Origin of the sequence: Ectothiorhodospira haloalkaliphila ATCC 51935 (assembly GCF_000633935.1) — a bacterium.
GTDB lineage: Bacteria > Pseudomonadota > Gammaproteobacteria > Ectothiorhodospirales > Ectothiorhodospiraceae > Ectothiorhodospira > Ectothiorhodospira haloalkaliphila.
On sequence record NZ_KK214998.1, the window covers coordinates 1313468 to 1328131 of the forward strand.

The 14664-nt window shown below is 65.3% G+C and carries 13 protein-coding genes; 4 read left to right on the forward strand and 9 right to left on the reverse strand.

Annotated features, from left to right (window positions below; all coding sequences use genetic code 11):
* Window positions 1-102: 102 nt before the first annotated feature.
* Together nadA and ECTHA_RS0113965 are read left to right on the forward strand one after the other, a co-directional pair.
* Window positions 103-1182: a quinolinate synthase NadA gene (nadA, locus tag ECTHA_RS0113960; protein ID WP_025280352.1), complete on the forward strand. Its 1080-nt coding sequence runs from the start codon at window positions 103-105 to the stop codon at window positions 1180-1182.
* Window positions 1183-1221: 39 nt separating this feature from the next.
* Entirely contained in the window at window positions 1222-2415 is a 1194-nt protein-coding gene (locus ECTHA_RS0113965; protein ID WP_026623822.1) for a hypothetical protein, read from the forward strand.
* A 19-nt stretch (window positions 2416-2434) separates the two neighbouring features.
* Here the strand turns inward: ECTHA_RS0113965 and ECTHA_RS0113970 are convergent, their stop codons facing one another.
* From ECTHA_RS0113970 to def, 9 genes are all read right to left on the reverse strand, one after another.
* The gene (locus tag ECTHA_RS0113970; RefSeq protein ID WP_025280350.1) at window positions 2435-3382 is read right to left on the reverse strand and encodes an LpxL/LpxP family acyltransferase; all 948 of its coding nucleotides are present in this window, start codon (window positions 3380-3382) and stop codon (window positions 2435-2437) included.
* A complete protein-coding gene (locus ECTHA_RS0113975; RefSeq protein ID WP_025280349.1) occupies window positions 3375-3716 on the reverse strand; it encodes a tetratricopeptide repeat protein in 342 nt (113 codons plus the stop codon). Before ECTHA_RS0113975 ends, ECTHA_RS0113970 begins: the two co-directional genes overlap by 8 nt.
* 72 nt (window positions 3717-3788) lie before the next feature.
* Complete coding sequence (gene trkA / locus ECTHA_RS0113980; protein WP_025280348.1) at window positions 3789-5162, reverse strand: Trk system potassium transporter TrkA; 1374 nt, start codon at window positions 5160-5162, stop codon at window positions 3789-3791.
* A gap of 3 nt (window positions 5163-5165) precedes the next feature.
* Entirely contained in the window at window positions 5166-6539 is a 1374-nt protein-coding gene (locus ECTHA_RS0113985) for a sigma-54-dependent transcriptional regulator (protein ID WP_025280347.1), read from the reverse strand.
* A complete protein-coding gene (locus ECTHA_RS0113990; protein ID WP_025280346.1) occupies window positions 6536-8743 on the reverse strand; it encodes a sensor histidine kinase in 2208 nt (735 codons plus the stop codon). Before ECTHA_RS0113990 ends, ECTHA_RS0113985 begins: the two co-directional genes overlap by 4 nt.
* Window positions 8728-9321 (reverse strand): DUF4390 domain-containing protein, encoded by a 594-nt coding sequence (locus ECTHA_RS0113995; protein ID WP_238624714.1) that lies wholly within the window; start codon window positions 9319-9321, stop codon window positions 8728-8730. Before ECTHA_RS0113995 ends, ECTHA_RS0113990 begins: the two co-directional genes overlap by 16 nt.
* Entirely contained in the window at window positions 9318-10613 is a 1296-nt protein-coding gene (gene rsmB / locus ECTHA_RS0114000; RefSeq protein ID WP_025280344.1) for a 16S rRNA (cytosine(967)-C(5))-methyltransferase RsmB, read from the reverse strand. The genes ECTHA_RS0113995 and rsmB overlap by 4 nt, the downstream gene beginning before the upstream one ends.
* An 8-nt stretch (window positions 10614-10621) precedes the next feature.
* Entirely contained in the window at window positions 10622-11551 is a 930-nt protein-coding gene (fmt, locus tag ECTHA_RS0114005) for a methionyl-tRNA formyltransferase (RefSeq protein ID WP_025280343.1), read from the reverse strand.
* The gene (gene def, locus ECTHA_RS0114010) at window positions 11551-12111 is read right to left on the reverse strand and encodes a peptide deformylase (protein WP_025280342.1); all 561 of its coding nucleotides are present in this window, start codon (window positions 12109-12111) and stop codon (window positions 11551-11553) included. Before def ends, fmt begins: the two co-directional genes overlap by 1 nt.
* 183 nt (window positions 12112-12294) lie before the next feature.
* Between def and ECTHA_RS0114015 the strand changes: the two genes are divergently transcribed.
* Both ECTHA_RS0114015 and dprA read left to right on the forward strand, forming a co-directional pair.
* The gene (locus ECTHA_RS0114015; protein ID WP_025280341.1) at window positions 12295-13431 is read left to right on the forward strand and encodes a LysM peptidoglycan-binding domain-containing protein; all 1137 of its coding nucleotides are present in this window, start codon (window positions 12295-12297) and stop codon (window positions 13429-13431) included.
* 93 nt (window positions 13432-13524) lie between these two features.
* The gene (gene dprA, locus ECTHA_RS0114020; protein ID WP_025280340.1) at window positions 13525-14652 is read left to right on the forward strand and encodes a DNA-processing protein DprA; all 1128 of its coding nucleotides are present in this window, start codon (window positions 13525-13527) and stop codon (window positions 14650-14652) included.
* Window positions 14653-14664: the final 12 nt, after the last annotated feature.

Sequence of the window (14664 nt, forward strand, 5' to 3'; positions counted from 1 at the left end):
GTTGATCGAACGCCATGGGAAGAACATGACGGGTTGATACCGGTCAAAACCATTATCAACAGGCCCAAGGCCTGCCCGCAAGCCAACGGGGACTCAAGATTCATGACCACATCCACCGTACAACCGCTGCGCCACTTCAAGGTTCCGGAAACCGCCTGGGTGGAACGGCAGATGCCTCACTACACCGGCGCCGAGCGCGAACGGGTGATCGAGCGCATCAAGACCCTGCTCAAGAAGCAGGAGGCCACCCTCGTGGCCCACTATTACGTGCACGAGGACCTGCAGATGATCGCCGAGCAGACCGGCGGTTGCGTGTCCGACTCCCTGGACATGGCCCGTTTCGGCAAGGAACACCCGGCCTCCACCCTGGTGGTGGCGGGCGTGCGCTTCATGGGGGAAACAGCCAAGATCCTCAGCCCTGAAAAAAGGGTGATCATGCCCACCCTGGAGGCGGAGTGCTCCCTGGACCTGGGCTGCCCGGCAGATGAATTCATCGCCTTTTGCGATCAGCATCCGGATCGCACGGTGGTGGTTTATGCCAACACCTCTGCCGAGGTGAAGGCGCGCGCCGATTATGTGGCCACCTCCAGCATTGCGGTGAAGCTGGTGGAGCACCTGAAGAACGAGGGCAAGAAGATCCTCTGGGCTCCCGACCGCCACCTGGGGGCCTATATCCAGAAGACCACCGGTGCCGATATGGTGCTGTGGGATACCGCCTGCGTAGTGCACGATGAGTTCCGCACCCGGGCCCTGGTGGACCTGAAACAGGAGCACCCGGATGCCGCCGTGCTGGTGCACCCGGAGTCCCCCGCCGGGGTGATCGAACTGGCCGATGCGGTGGGCTCCACCTCACAATTGATCAAGGCGGCCCGGGAACTGCCCCATGAGACCTTGATCGTGGCCACCGATAGCGGCATCTTCTACAAGATGCGACAGGCGGCACCACACAAGACCTTCCTGGAGGCGCCCACTGGCGGGCATAGCGCCACCTGTCGCAGCTGCGCCCATTGCCCGTGGATGGCCATGAACGGCCTGGGCAATCTGCTGGAGGTGCTGGAAAAGGGTGGCAACGAGATCCACGTGGACGAAACCGTGCGCCAGGGGGCGCTGCGCTCGACCCAGCGCATGCTGGACTTCGCCAGCAGCCAGCACACGCTGGTGCTGGGACGTGGGGACGCCTGATCCCATGGCGCTGGCGGATCGCTGCCTGGCCACGCGCTCATGAGCAGCAAGGCAGGAGCGCAGCCCGTCATCCCCATGGCGGTGTTTCGCAAGATGGTGGCTCAGTTGCCGGCGGAGGAGCTGTCCCGCCTGCCGCCAGAGAAGCTGCCGGAGAACATCCCCCTGGATCTGGTGGACGAGGCACCTTACTACTCCCGTCGCACGGTGGAGGGGCTGATCCTGTCCGCCAACGCCTATCATCTGGAGCGGCGGCTGCACATCCAGGAACAATACGGTCCAGAGGTGATGAGCGCCCTGGACAAGTCCCAGGTGGTGGGCAACACCGCCAATGTGAAGATCTTCTGGCAAAAGCTGGAGGATCTGCGACGGATGTACGAGCAATGGCGCAAGGATCCAGGCCCACAGAATCTGGACCGTCTTGGCAATCAGATCCGCACTCTCAATGCACTGCTGCTGGACGTGCGCGCCGAGAACGCAGACACCACCCGTTCTGCGCAGTTGCTGCGGGAGCAGGTCTGTGGTCCAGAGCTTGAAGCCATGTTCCAGCAGGCCATCGAGCGCTTGCACGAGCACAGCGAGCGCATCGAGAACCTGCTGGCCCGGTATTTCCGCATCCGCATCACGGTGGCCCAGCACGAGATGCAGGTGCGGCTCAAGCAGATCAACACCCTGGACCGGCAGGCGGAGAACCTGCGCGAGCAGATGGAGGATCTGCGCACCCAGCTTGAGGACTCCCAGACCCTGTGGCGCCGCGCGGTCAAGCGACTGCACGCCGACCAGCAGGCCGAGCATCTGCAGTCGCGCATCATGGCACTGGCAGGTGAACTACGCTCCCGCGAGGTGAGCATTTCGGAGACCCAGCTCACCCAGTGGCTGGATGCGCTGGTGGACGCGGCCCTGCACCCCCTGACCCGACCCTCGGTCTCCAGCCATATGGGCGACGGGCGCATGGCCCTTTACAGCCTGCTCAGCCGCTATTGTCAGCAGCAGGAGAACTCTGCCCGACAGATCGCCCGCAACCCCTTCCTGCAGGTGGACCCGGCCCAGGCCATCCGTTTCGTGCTGCTCTCCGAGCAGTTCATCCTGGATTATTTTCGCAAGAAGCGGAACGAGACCACGGCCTGGATCAGCGACGTGGCCCAGGTAAAGAGCGAGGATCTAGACGGTCTGGAACGGGAAATACTCAGCGAGTTGAAACGCTCAAGCCGGTTCAAGCGCAAGCCCGGCGGGTGAGGACCTGAAGCGGCCGGTTTCAATACACCTTGGGCTCACCTCGCGGGCGGGTCTTGAAGAACCGCAGCGTCCACAGATACTGGGCCGGATCGCGACGAATCAGGGCCTCCAGGGCGGCATTCATGCGGGCTGCATCCTGCACGTCGTCGCCGGTGGGAAAATCCGTCAGGGGTTTGGCCATCACCATCTCGTAACGGTCCGCATCGATCCGATAAAAGCCCATGCTGGGCACCACCGGCGCGCCGGTGAGGCGCACCAGGCGGCCCAGCGCGGGGATGGTGGCCTTGGGTTCGCCAAAAAACGGGGCAAACACGGTGTGTGCGGGCCCCAGGTCCTCGTCCGCCAGATAGTAGAACACCTTCCCCTGCCGGGTGTGACGAATGGCCGGACGCAGGCCCTGATCCCGGGCAAAGACGGCAGCACCATACTGGGAACGGCTGCGGGTGTTGATCCACTCGATGATGGGGTTCTTCATGGGCTTGGCAAAGGAGACACCGCCGCATTCCAGGCTCAGCCTCAGGCCACCAAAATCCAGGGCCGGGGCATGGGCGGCGCAGACGATGGCCGGCTGACCCTGGCGCTGCATCTCCAGCACACCGGCTTCATCCACCAGATGGATGCGCGCCCGATGGCGCCGATGGCTGCCAAACCAGAGCAAGGGATAATCCACGAAACACTGCCCGAGAATGCGGAAATGCTGGCGCAACACCTTCTCGCGTTGTTCTTCCGACCATTCGGGAAAGCACAGCCGCAGGTTCACACGACCCACATGCCGACGACGCCCGCCAGTCACCCAGGCCAGCCAGCCCACTGCCCGCCCCGCGACCCGGCCCACGGGCCGTGGCAGCCACATGATCACCCAAAGCAGGGCAATACCCAGCCAGGTGCCCCAGTAGCGCGGGTGCAGCATGGCCCATTCGAAGCAGGTGCGGTAGCCCTCCGGGGCCTGCACCGCGGTATCAGTCATGGCTCCCCTCTTCCGACGCGATCCGTTTTTCCACTCGTTTGCGGAAAATCCGCATCTCCTTGGCCGCCTGAATATCCCCTCGTGACTCGGCCACGGTGATCCCTTCATTGTAGGCATCCAGGGCCTCGAACAGCGCCCCACTCTCGTCCAGGGCCCGCCCCAACAATTTCCAGGCGGCAGAGTAGGCCGGATCATGGCCCACAGCGGCCCGCAGATGGATGGACGCCTCTCCGGGGCGACCGTCGGCCAGATAGGCATTGCCCAGGGAAAAGCGCAGCAATTGATTATCCTGACCGTCGGCCAGCATGGCCTCGAAGCGTTCGATATTGGTCATGTTTGGCCCGTTCGTTTTACAGAATGTGCAACAAGTATAACGTCAACCGAAGCGGGCAAAACCCGAAGAGGCCTACAGGAATGTCACGCTGACCTGAAACAGGCGCTCCACCTCGTTGACGCGCTGCTTGTCGGTGAGGAACAGAATCACGTGGTCCTCCGATTGCACCACGGTGTCGCGGTGGGCAATGATCACCTCATCGCCGCGCACCAGGGCGCCGATGGTGCAGCCCTTGGGCAGCTTGATCTCCTCCACCCGGCGGCCGACCACCTTGGAGGTCTTGCGGTCCCCATGGGCCACCGCTTCGATGGCCTCGGCGGCGCCGCGACGCAGGCTGTGCACGGCCACCACATCGCCGCGGCGCACGTGGGTGAGCAGGGCGCCGATGGTCACCTGCTGGGGGGAGATGGCGATGTCGATCACGCCGCTCTGTACCAGTTCAACATAACTGGGGCGGTTGATCAGTGACATGACCGTACGCGCGCCCAGGCGTTTGGCCAGCATGGCGGAGAGGATGTTGGCCTCGTCATCATCGGTGACTGCCACGTAGACGTCCGTGCCCTCGATGTTCTCCTCCATGAGCAGTTCCTTGTCGGCGGCATCCCCCATCAGCACCACCACGTGATCCAGGGTTTCGGCCAGCTCCTTGGCCCGCGCCGGGTTGCGTTCGATGAGCTTGACGGAGAAATGGGGTCCCAGGTTCTGGGCCAGGCGCTTGCCGATGTTGCCACCCCCGGCAATCATCAAACGCCGATAGGGCTTGTCCAGGCGCCGCAGCTCACTGGTGACGGCCCGGATATTACGCCGTGCGGCGATGAAGAAGACCTCATCATCCACCTCGATGACCGTGTGGCCCTCGGGGAAAATGGGCTTCTCGCGCCGGAAGATGGCTGCCACCCGGGTCTGCACACCCGGCATGTGGGTGGCAAGATGCCTGAGTTCCTTACCCACCAGGGGGCCCCCATGATAGGCGCGCACCGCCACCAGGGAGACCCGCCCGTCGGCAAAGTCCAGCACCTGCAGGGCACCGGGATGCTCGATGAGGCGCTGAATATAATTGGTCACTACCTCCTCGGGACTGATGAGCACATCAATGGGCAGCGACTCCGGGCTGAACAGGGCCCGGTACTGCAGATACTCCAGGCCCCGCACCCGGGCGATCTTCGTGGGGGTATGGAACAGGGTGTAGGCCACCTGGCAGGCCACCATGTTGGTCTCATCGGAATTGGTGACCGCGATGATCATGTCCGCATCCCTGGCGCCGGCGCTGATGAGCACGTCCGGATGGGAGGCAAAGCCAACGATGGTGCGCAGATCCAGGCGGTCCTGAAGGGCCTGCAGGATGTCCGGGCGGGTGTCCACGACGGTGATGTCGTTGGCCTCGTTGGCCAGGTTGTGGGCCACCGTGCTGCCCACCTGGCCCGCGCCCAGTATCAATATCTTCATGGTTCAGTCCCGGGACTTCTTCGGCTCGATGCCAAGGGCGCGCAGTTTACGATACAGATGCGTGCGTTCAAGCCCCACCCGCTCTGCCAGCCGGGTCATGTGACCATCCACCTGCTCCAGCTGACGCAGCAGGTAGTCCCGCTCGAACTGTTCGCGGGCCTCGCGCAGCGGCAGTTGCGTATTGGGCTCCGGGCTCTCCCGGTGTTCCACGGGCTGGGGGGCAATCCCGGTCAGCGCCGCCTCCACCTCGGCCGCATCCACCTCATCTGCATTGCCCAGGATCAGCAGGCGCTGCACCAGGTTGCGCAGTTCACGGATGTTGCCCGGCCAGGGGTGGCGAGCCAGGCGGGCCCGGGCACCGCCGCTGAAATGGCGCCGTGGCAGGCCCTCCTCCTGGTGGAAGGCCTGAACGTAATGCTCCAGCAGTTCCGGTATATCGTCCACATGCTCGCGCAGCGGCGGGATGTGCAGGGGCACCACGCTGAGGCGGTAGTAAAGATCCTCGCGGAACTGCCCGGCGGTCACCCGGGCACGCAGATCCTCCTGGGTGGCGGCCACCACGCCCACATTGACGGCAATGGGATCGCTGCCCCCCACACGGGTCATGCGCTGTCCCTCCAGGGCGGTGAGCAAGCGACCCTGGGTGTGCAGGTCCATTTGTGCCACCTCGTCCAGGAACAGGGTGCCGCCGCTGGCCTGCTCCAGCAGACCGTAGCGGATACGATGTCCCTGCTCCTGACCAAAGATCTCCACCACCGCCTCGTCGGCGCTCATGGCCCCCACCGGCACCTCCACGAAGGGCCGCGCAGCCCGGGCGCTGCAGGCGTGCAGGTAACGGGCGAAGGTCTGCTTGCCCACCCCGGCCTCGCCGGTGATCAACACCCAGGTATCATGCTGGGCAATGCGGCTCACCTGATCGCGCAGGGCCTGCATGGCGGTGCTGGACCCCTCCGGCTCGACGGTGTTGTGGGAACGCCGGCGCAGGCCGATGTTCTCCCGGGTGAGCCGGTCGGCTTCCAGGGCCCGCTCCACGGTGAGGGTGAGCTTGGCCAGGGAGAGCGGTTTTTCCAGGAAATCATAGGCACCCAGGCGAGTGGCCTCCACGGCACTCTCCACGGTGCCATGGCCCGACATCATGATCACCGGGCTGGGTTGCCCCCCGGCCTCGATCCATTCCTTGAGCAGGGAAATCCCATCCCCATCGGGCATCCAGATGTCCAGCAGAATGAGGTCGAAGCGGCGCTTGCGGCGCTGCTCACGGGCCTCCTCCACGGTACCGGCCACGGCCACGCCATAGCCTTCGTCTTCCAGGATTTCCTGTACCAGACCCCGAATATCCGGTTCGTCATCCACCACCAGGATGTAGGATTCGCTCACACTGCCTCCCGAGACTCATGGGTATCGGCAGGGCTGTTTTCGGAGAGCGGCAGGTTGATGCTGACCACCACGCCACCCCCGGGGCGATTGGCCGCCCGCACCATGCCGTTATGCTCTTCAACCAGTTTCCTGACGATGGCCAGGCCAAGCCCGGTGCCCTTGGGCTTGCTGGTCACATAGGGTTCGAACAGCCGTGTCATCATGTCTTCCGACAGGCCGCGGCCATTATCCAGCACGAGGATTTCCACCATGTTGCGGTGACCGTCCACCTCCTGGCGGGTCTGGAGCGTCAGGCGGCCATCGTCCATCCCTTCCAGGGCCTCCAGGCCGTTCTTGATGAGATTGTGCAGCACCTGACGCAAGCGGCCCGCATCTGCCCGCAGTGGCGGCAGGCGCTCATCCAGGCTCAGCTCCACACGCACGCCAATGTCGCCGTGACGATACAGCTCGGCCACCTCGCGCACCAGTTGATTCAGATCCAGGGGCTTGATGGCCAGGGCCGGGGGCCGGGCATACTCACTGAAGGCGTTGACCATGGCCTTCATGGCCTCCACCTGATTGATGATGGTCTGGGTGGAACGCTGCAGCATGCTGGCCTCGGCCTCCTGGAGATGCGGGTGCAGCTTGCGCTCCAGTCGCTCGGCAGAGAGCTGGATGGGAGTGAGCGGATTCTTGATCTCGTGAGCCAGCCGCCGGGCCACCTCTGCCCAGGCAGCATCCCGCTGGGCCTGGATCAGGGTGGTGATGTCGTCGAACACCACCACCGGGCCGCCGCGCAGCCCGCTGCCGTGAGACAGCCAGACTCCCCGGCACATGAGCACCTTGCGACCTCCGGAACCGAAGGCGGTGAGCTGCTCGCTCCACTCAGGCCGTCGCGAGGAGAAATGCGGCCCCAGTTCTTCCTGAAATCGCTCCACCACCCCGGAGTGGCGGGCAATCTCACCCAGGTCATGGCCCAGATGGCGCTCCAGATCCACCTCCAGGATCTGCGAGGCGGCGGCATTGGCGGTGCGCAGGGTGAGGCGGCGATCCAGGGTGATGACCCCGGAGGAGAGATTCTGCAACACCGCTTCCAGGTACATGCGCTGACTCTCGGCCAGGCGCCGGCTGCGTTCCACCTCGTCGCGGGTGGCGGCCAGGGTGGCGGTCATGGCATTGAACGAGCGCACCAGAAAACCCAGTTCGTCGTTCTGGGTGACGGGGAGCTTCTTGTGATATTCACCGGCCGCCACGGCGCGGGTGCCCTCGGCCAGTTCCTGGATGGGCGCCACCAGACGTCCGGCAGAGTACAGCGCCCCCCAGACCGCGGCCATCACCGACACCAGCAGGGCCAGGGACAGGGTGATGGTGAAGCTCTGCTTGATGGGGCCCCGCAGATAAGCGAATTCCTTGTACTCGGAGAAGGCATCCTGGACGCTGTCGGCCAGCACACTCATGCGTGGCGCCACCGGATACACCGCCTGCAGGATGCGGCCGTCCCCGGAAGGAGTGCGGCTGGGCACGGGCGCAACCACGCGGATGTGCAGACCATCGTCATACACCGGCTCCAGGGCCGAATAGGTGCGTCCCTGGGAGAGGATCATCAGCACCTCCCCGGCGGGCAGTGTGGGCAGGCGCTGCAGGGTGGCGCCACTGGTGTAGGCGATGATGCGATTGTCGGCGCCGAACAGGGTGAGTTCCATGGCCCGGCTGTCATCGCGCATGTCTCCCAGACGCAACGCCGCCAGGCCCTGGGAGACGTCCATCAGGTCCCGGGCCAGGGACTCGGTCTCCTGGGTGTGCTGGCGGACGCGCAGATCCAGGGAGGAGCGGGACAGCTCAAGGGCATCCTCCAGGGCCTTTTCCACGCGCACGTCGAACCAGCTGTCGATCCCCTCGTCCAGAAAGGTGATGGAGAAGTAATACACCACCATCACCGGCACCAGGGCCAGCCCCACGAAAAGGGTCACCAGCTTGAGGGTGAGCCGCGACCCGGGCTCATTGCGCAGCACCCGGCGGGTCACGAGAAACAGCTTGGTGCCGATCAGGGCGGCCATGAAAACCAGGGCCAGCGAGTTGAACAGCAGCAACCAGATGTAAAGACGCTCGAAGCGTTCGGAGTTCTGGGCCGCATCGCCCATCACCAGCAGCGACAACAGCAGCACCACGAAGATGATGCCCATGGGCACCAGGCCCAATGATAATCGTCTCAGCGCAGTGACCATGTGTACCAGTCGCTCACCGGGCTCCAGTCACGCATCACGTAACCGCGCACACGCAATGGCAGGGGCAAGGCATCCACCCGGAGCCGGGCGCGCACCCGGGCCTCATATTCCTGCCCATCCTGGAGCAGCGAGGCATCCAGCAGCGGCAGCTCATCCAGTTCCCCCAGGGTGAACAAGGCCGACTCCAGACGGTAGAAGGTGCGCTTCACGCCCGTATTCAGATGGGTGAGCACGTACAGGCGGCTCAGGGCATGATATTCCAGGCGATAACGCTGAGAGAGCTCGGCCACGGTGGCGTCCCAGATCCAGTCCCGCCCGCGGCTGATCTCCACCTGCACCTCGAAGGTAAGCTTCACACCATTGTGCAGCGCCTCCTCCAGATTGGGGGTGAGGCGGTAATCGATGGTGGCGTTGAGCAGATACAGGCCGTTGGCCAGTTCGGTGTGGGCGGATCGGACCTTCAGGGGCGCGTCACCGGACAGGGCGTTGATCGGCAGGGCCACCAGCACGGACAGCAGGCACGACAGCAGCAGCGCCCGCAAGCCGTGTATTCGGGCCTGTGACGCCAGGAGGGTCAATGTTTGATCAGCCGGGCGTAATAGAAACCGTCCATTCCCTGATCACCGGAGAGGATCTGGCGACCCGCAACCTGAGCGCGGCCCCAGGGCGCCTGCAGGGGGGATTCGCTGGCCGAGGGTTCGTCCTGGAGAAATTGGGCCACGGTCAAGGCGTTTTCATCCGGCAACAAGGAACAGGTGACATACAAAAGCATACCCCCAGGTGCCAGCAGGGGCCAGAGCGCACGCAGCAATCGGGCCTGCTCGGCAGCCAGGGCGGGGATGTCCGCGTCCCGGCGCAGCAGCTTGATGTCCGGGTGTCGACGGATCACCCCGGTGGCGGAACAGGGAACATCCAGGAGGATGCGATCATACGGCGCCCCCTGATGCCAGTGGTCCGGCTCGGCCCCGTCGCCGCTCACCAGGTGGGCCTGATACCGGCCCCGCTCCAGGTTCTCCCTGACCCGCTCCAGGCGCCCGGCATGGGCATCCAGCGCCGTGACGTCCAGGTCGCCACCGGCGTGTTCCAGAAGGTGCAGGGTCTTGCCCCCCGGGGCCGCACAGGCATCCAGCACCCGCTGCCCCGGGCGGCAGTCCAGCAAGGGCGCCGCCAGTTGCGCGGCGGCGTCCTGAACCGATACCTCGCCGTCCTGAAAACCAGGCAGGGCCTCCACGGCCACCGGTTCGGACAGGGTGAGGGCCGAGGGCACGTGTTCATGAGGCTGTGCCTGGACACCCTGCCTTTCCAGCCGGGCCTGGTAATCCTGGCGCGATCCCCGGTGCAGATTCACCCGAAGGGTCATGGGGGGATGGGCGTTCATGGCCTGACAGAGGCGGTCGGTATCATCCCCATAGGCCCGCTGCAAACGGGCGAACAGCCAATCCGGCAGAGCATGACGCACGGCGGGCGAGGCATCCACCTGCTGCCCCCGGGCCTCACCCTCGCGCTGGGCCCGGCGCAGCACGCCGTTGATCAGACCCACGGCCCAGCGCTTGCGCAGGCTGCGGCCCAGGTCGGCGGTCTGCTGGATGACGGCATAGTCGGGGGTGTTCATGTACTGCATCTCGAACAGCCCCATCAGCAGGGCACAGGCCACGTCCTGATCCCTGCCCCGCAGGGGTTTGTCCATCCAGCCATCGAGCATCGCCTGCAGGCGGCGGTGCCAGCGCAGGGTGCCGTAGCACAGGGCCTGGGTCAGACCCCGATCCCGGGGTGGCACCTGCTGCAGATGATGTGGCAGGGCATCGGAGAGGGAGGCACCGTCCTTGAGGACGCGCAACAGAACCTTGAGGGCCGCTTCACGGGGTGACATGTGTTGTCCTATTGTCCCAGTACGCGGCCCAGCAGGGAGCGTCCATTCAGGAATTCCCGGGCCGACAGCGGCTTGCCGCCCGGCAATTGCAGGCGGGTGATGCGCAGCAACCCCTCGCCGGTGGCCACGTCGATGCCCTGGGGGCCTTCGGCAACCACCGTGCCCGGCGCCGCCGTGGCCTGTCCCGCAGGCAGTTCCGACATCCACAGGCGCAAGGGCTGCCCTTCGTGAAGGGTCTGGGCCACAGGCCAGGGGTTGAAGGCGCGCACGCGACGATCCAGACAGACGGCCCGCCGTGTCCAGTCCAGCAAGGCCTCGGCCTTGCTGAGCTTCTCGGCATAGGTGACCAGGGCCTCGTCCTGGGGGTCTCCCCGCAGCGATCCGGCCTCCAGGCCTTCCAGGCCCTGGAGCAGCAATTGCGCGCCCTGGGCCGCCAGCGTGTCATGCAGCGTGGCCGCTGTGTCCTGTTCGGTGATGGGGCAACGGGATTTGAGCAGCATGTCGCCGGTGTCCAGCCCCGCGGCCATCTGCATCAGGGTGATGCCGGTCTCGTCATCTCCGGCCAGCAGGGCACGCTGTATGGGGGCGGCTCCACGCCAGCGGGGCAGCAACGAGGCATGCAGGTTCACGCAGCCCAGGCGGGGGATGTCCAGCACGGCCTGGGGCAGAATCAACCCATAGGCTGCCACCACCATCAGGTCCGGGGCATGGGCCCGCAGGGTTTGCTGATCGGCCTCGTCACGCAGGCGCCCGGGCTGTTCCACGGGGATTCCATGGGCCTGGGCCAGTTGCTTGACGGGGCCGGGTCTGAGCTTGCGCCCCCGCCCGGCGGGGCGGTCCGGCTGGGTGTAGACCGCCACCACCGTGTGGGGGGAGTCGATCAGGGCCTGCAGGGCGGGCACGGCAAAATCCGGCGTGCCGGCATAAACAATCCGCATCAAACCGCCTCGCGCTGCCGCGTGGCCCGATTGGGGGTGCCGTGGCGGTTGGTCTTTTCCAGTTTTTTGCGGATGCGATCGCGCTTGAGCTTGGACAGATGGTCGACGAAGAGCTTACCGTCCAGATGGTCGATCTCGTGCTGGATGCACACCCCCAGCAGGCCACTTGCTTCCATCTCGAAGCGCTTGCCATTGCGGTCCAGGGCCCTCACGCGGATGCGCTCGGCACGAGTCACCGGTTCGTAATAGCCCGGCACGGACAGGCACCCCTCCTCGCAATCTGCCTCTCCCCAGCGATCAACGATCTCCGGGTTGATGAAGCACAGAGGGCGCAGGCCCTGGCCCGAGCGTTCCTCGGAGCCCTCCTCGGCCACGTCCATCACGATCACGCGGCGCAGGACGTTCACCTGAACGGCCGCCAGGCCAATGCCCTCGGACGCGTACATGGTCTCGAACATGTCGTCCACGAGCTTGCGGATCTCACCATCCACAACTTTGACCGGGTCGGCCTGACGACGCAGCCGGGGATCGGGAAAACGCAGGATTTCTAGTAGTGCCATGACCGCCTATCCGCTCAATGGGTGTATTTGTGCAGCGTCAAAACCATTTCTGCTAAAGTTGTGATTTCATCAGAACATGCCGTCCGAGCTTGCGCTCAGGGGAGCCGGGACGGCCGCAACCCGCCGTGGATCGGCGGGAAAACCGCATCCGGGCCATTGGCGCCCCGGCGACGAGGGGGAACGATGTTCGCTCCATATCCGCTGCGTGTCGGACACGCGATGTCCGTCGTGACGCTTATTCTAGCGTTCCTGGCCTCGGGTTGCGCCACCGCGCCCGAACCTTCACCGGAACCGGAGCCCGAACCGCCCCGGGTGCAGGCACCACCGGAGCCCGAACCGGAACCGGAAATCCGCATTCAGCCTACCGCCCCCGAACGCTACGTGGTACAGCCGGGCGACACGCTCTGGGACATCTCCAACCACTTCCTGCGCGATCCCTGGTACTGGCCGGAGTTGTGGGTGGCCAATCCGCAGATCCCCAATCCCCACCTGATCTACCCCGGCGATATCATCACACTTTACTACGTGGATGGGCGTCCGCACCTCACGGTGGATGGCGGCCCTCGCGTGCGGCCCACGGTGAGACTCTCGCCCCGGGTGCGTGCCGAACCCCTTCCACCCAGCCTGGATGTGCCCATTCAGGCGCTGCAACAATTCCTGGTGCGTCCTCGTATTGTGACAGAGCAGCAGATGGAAGATTCCGCCTATCTGCTGGCCTCTCAGGACGAACGCATGGTGTTTGGTGCCCATGACCGCGTCTATGCCCGACGTCTGGCCGAAGATCCCCTGGGCACCCGCTACAATGTCTACCGCGCCGGCGGAGAACTGCGCGACCCGGTGACCGGTGAGATGCTCGGTTTCGAGGCCATCCCCGTGGGCGACGCCGAACTGGTGCGTGAAGGCGATCCGGCCACGGTGGTGCTGACCCGCAGCGACCGGGAGGCCCTGACCGGCGACCGGCTGCTACCCCAGGACGACAGCGACCAGGCCTTCCTGTTCACCCCCAGCACGCCCGACCCTGATGCCGAAGGGCAGATCATCTCCCTGTTCGATGCCATCAGCCAGATCGCCCGCTTCCAGGTGGCCGTGATCAACCTGGGCGAACGCGAGGGCATTGAACGCGGGCATGTGTTTGCCACCTATCAGTCGGGTCGCCAGGTGCGCGACCGCTTTGCCGGGCGCGGCAACGAGACCGTGACCCTGCCGGACGAGCGGGTGGGCCTGATGATGGTCTTTCGCACCTTCGAAAAGGTGAGCTATGCCCTGGTGATGGAGTCCACACATCCCATCGAGCGCGGCTATGCCGTCAAGCATCCCTGATCACTGACGATCCCTCGGGGCGAGACCTCCGGTTTCGCCCCGATCCGGGATGCCCCTTCTCTTCCCCCTTCAAGCTTGAGACCTGTACAGACCATGGACACGGCCGTCCTCTCCTCCTGGCTTCACCTGTGGCATACCCCCGGCGTCGGGCCCGCCCTGTTCCGGCGCATCCTGGAACAGTACGGCACCCCCGAGGCCTTCCTGCGAGCCCCACGCGGGGCCTGGCGGGAACTGGAGCTGCGTGATGAGGCCATCGCCGTCCTGGAACAGGATGCCCCGCCACCAGGCGTGACCGCCGACCTGGACTGGGCGGCGAGCGATCGGCACCACATTCTGCTCCTTGAGGATCCCGGTTACCCGCCCCGCCTGCGGGACATCGCCAGCCCCCCGCCTGTACTGTATGTGGTGGGGGACCCCCAGGTACTGCATTGGCCCATGCTGGCGGTAGTGGGCAGCCGTCACCCGACCCCGGGCGGTCGCGAGACCGCCAAGGCCTTCAGTGCCCACCTGGCGCGCCAGGGCCTGGTGATTGCCAGCGGCCTGGCCCAGGGGGTGGATGGCGCCGCCCATGCCGGGGCCCTGTCGGCAGGAGGTCTGACAGTGGCCGTCACCGGCACGGGGCCGGACCGCATCTACCCCGGCGCCCACCGGTCGCTGGCCCAGCGCCTGGTGGCCGAGGGGGCCATGGTCACGGAGTTCCCCGTGGGCACGCAGGTCAAGCGGGAGCACTTCCCCCGTCGCAACCGCATCCTGTCGGGCCTGAGCATCGGCACCCTGGTGGTGGAGGCTGCGGCCCGCAGCGGGTCCTTGATCACCGCGCGCCGCGCCTTGGAACAGGGCCGCGAGGTCTTCGCCATCCCCGGCTCCATCCACAACCCCATGGCCCGGGGCTGCCATCGTCTCATCCGCGAGGGCGCCAAACTGGTGGAAACGGCCGATGACATCCTGGAAGAACTGGGAGCCCAGGCGCTGGTCCCCGCCGCATCCCTGCCCAGCGCCAGGTCTGCCTCCGTGGGTAAAGGCCCCCATGACGATGCGTCCGGGGAGACGGAACCGGACCATGCCAGGCTGCTGGAAGCCATGGGGCACGACCCGGTTTCGGTGGATCAGCTCGTGGGACGCACTGGATTGACCGTGGCCATGGTTTCCTCCATGCTGCTGCTCATGGAGTTGCGCGGCCAGGTGGCCTCCCTGTCCGGTGGTCGTTACGTCCGCCTGTAGCCGGAATAGCGA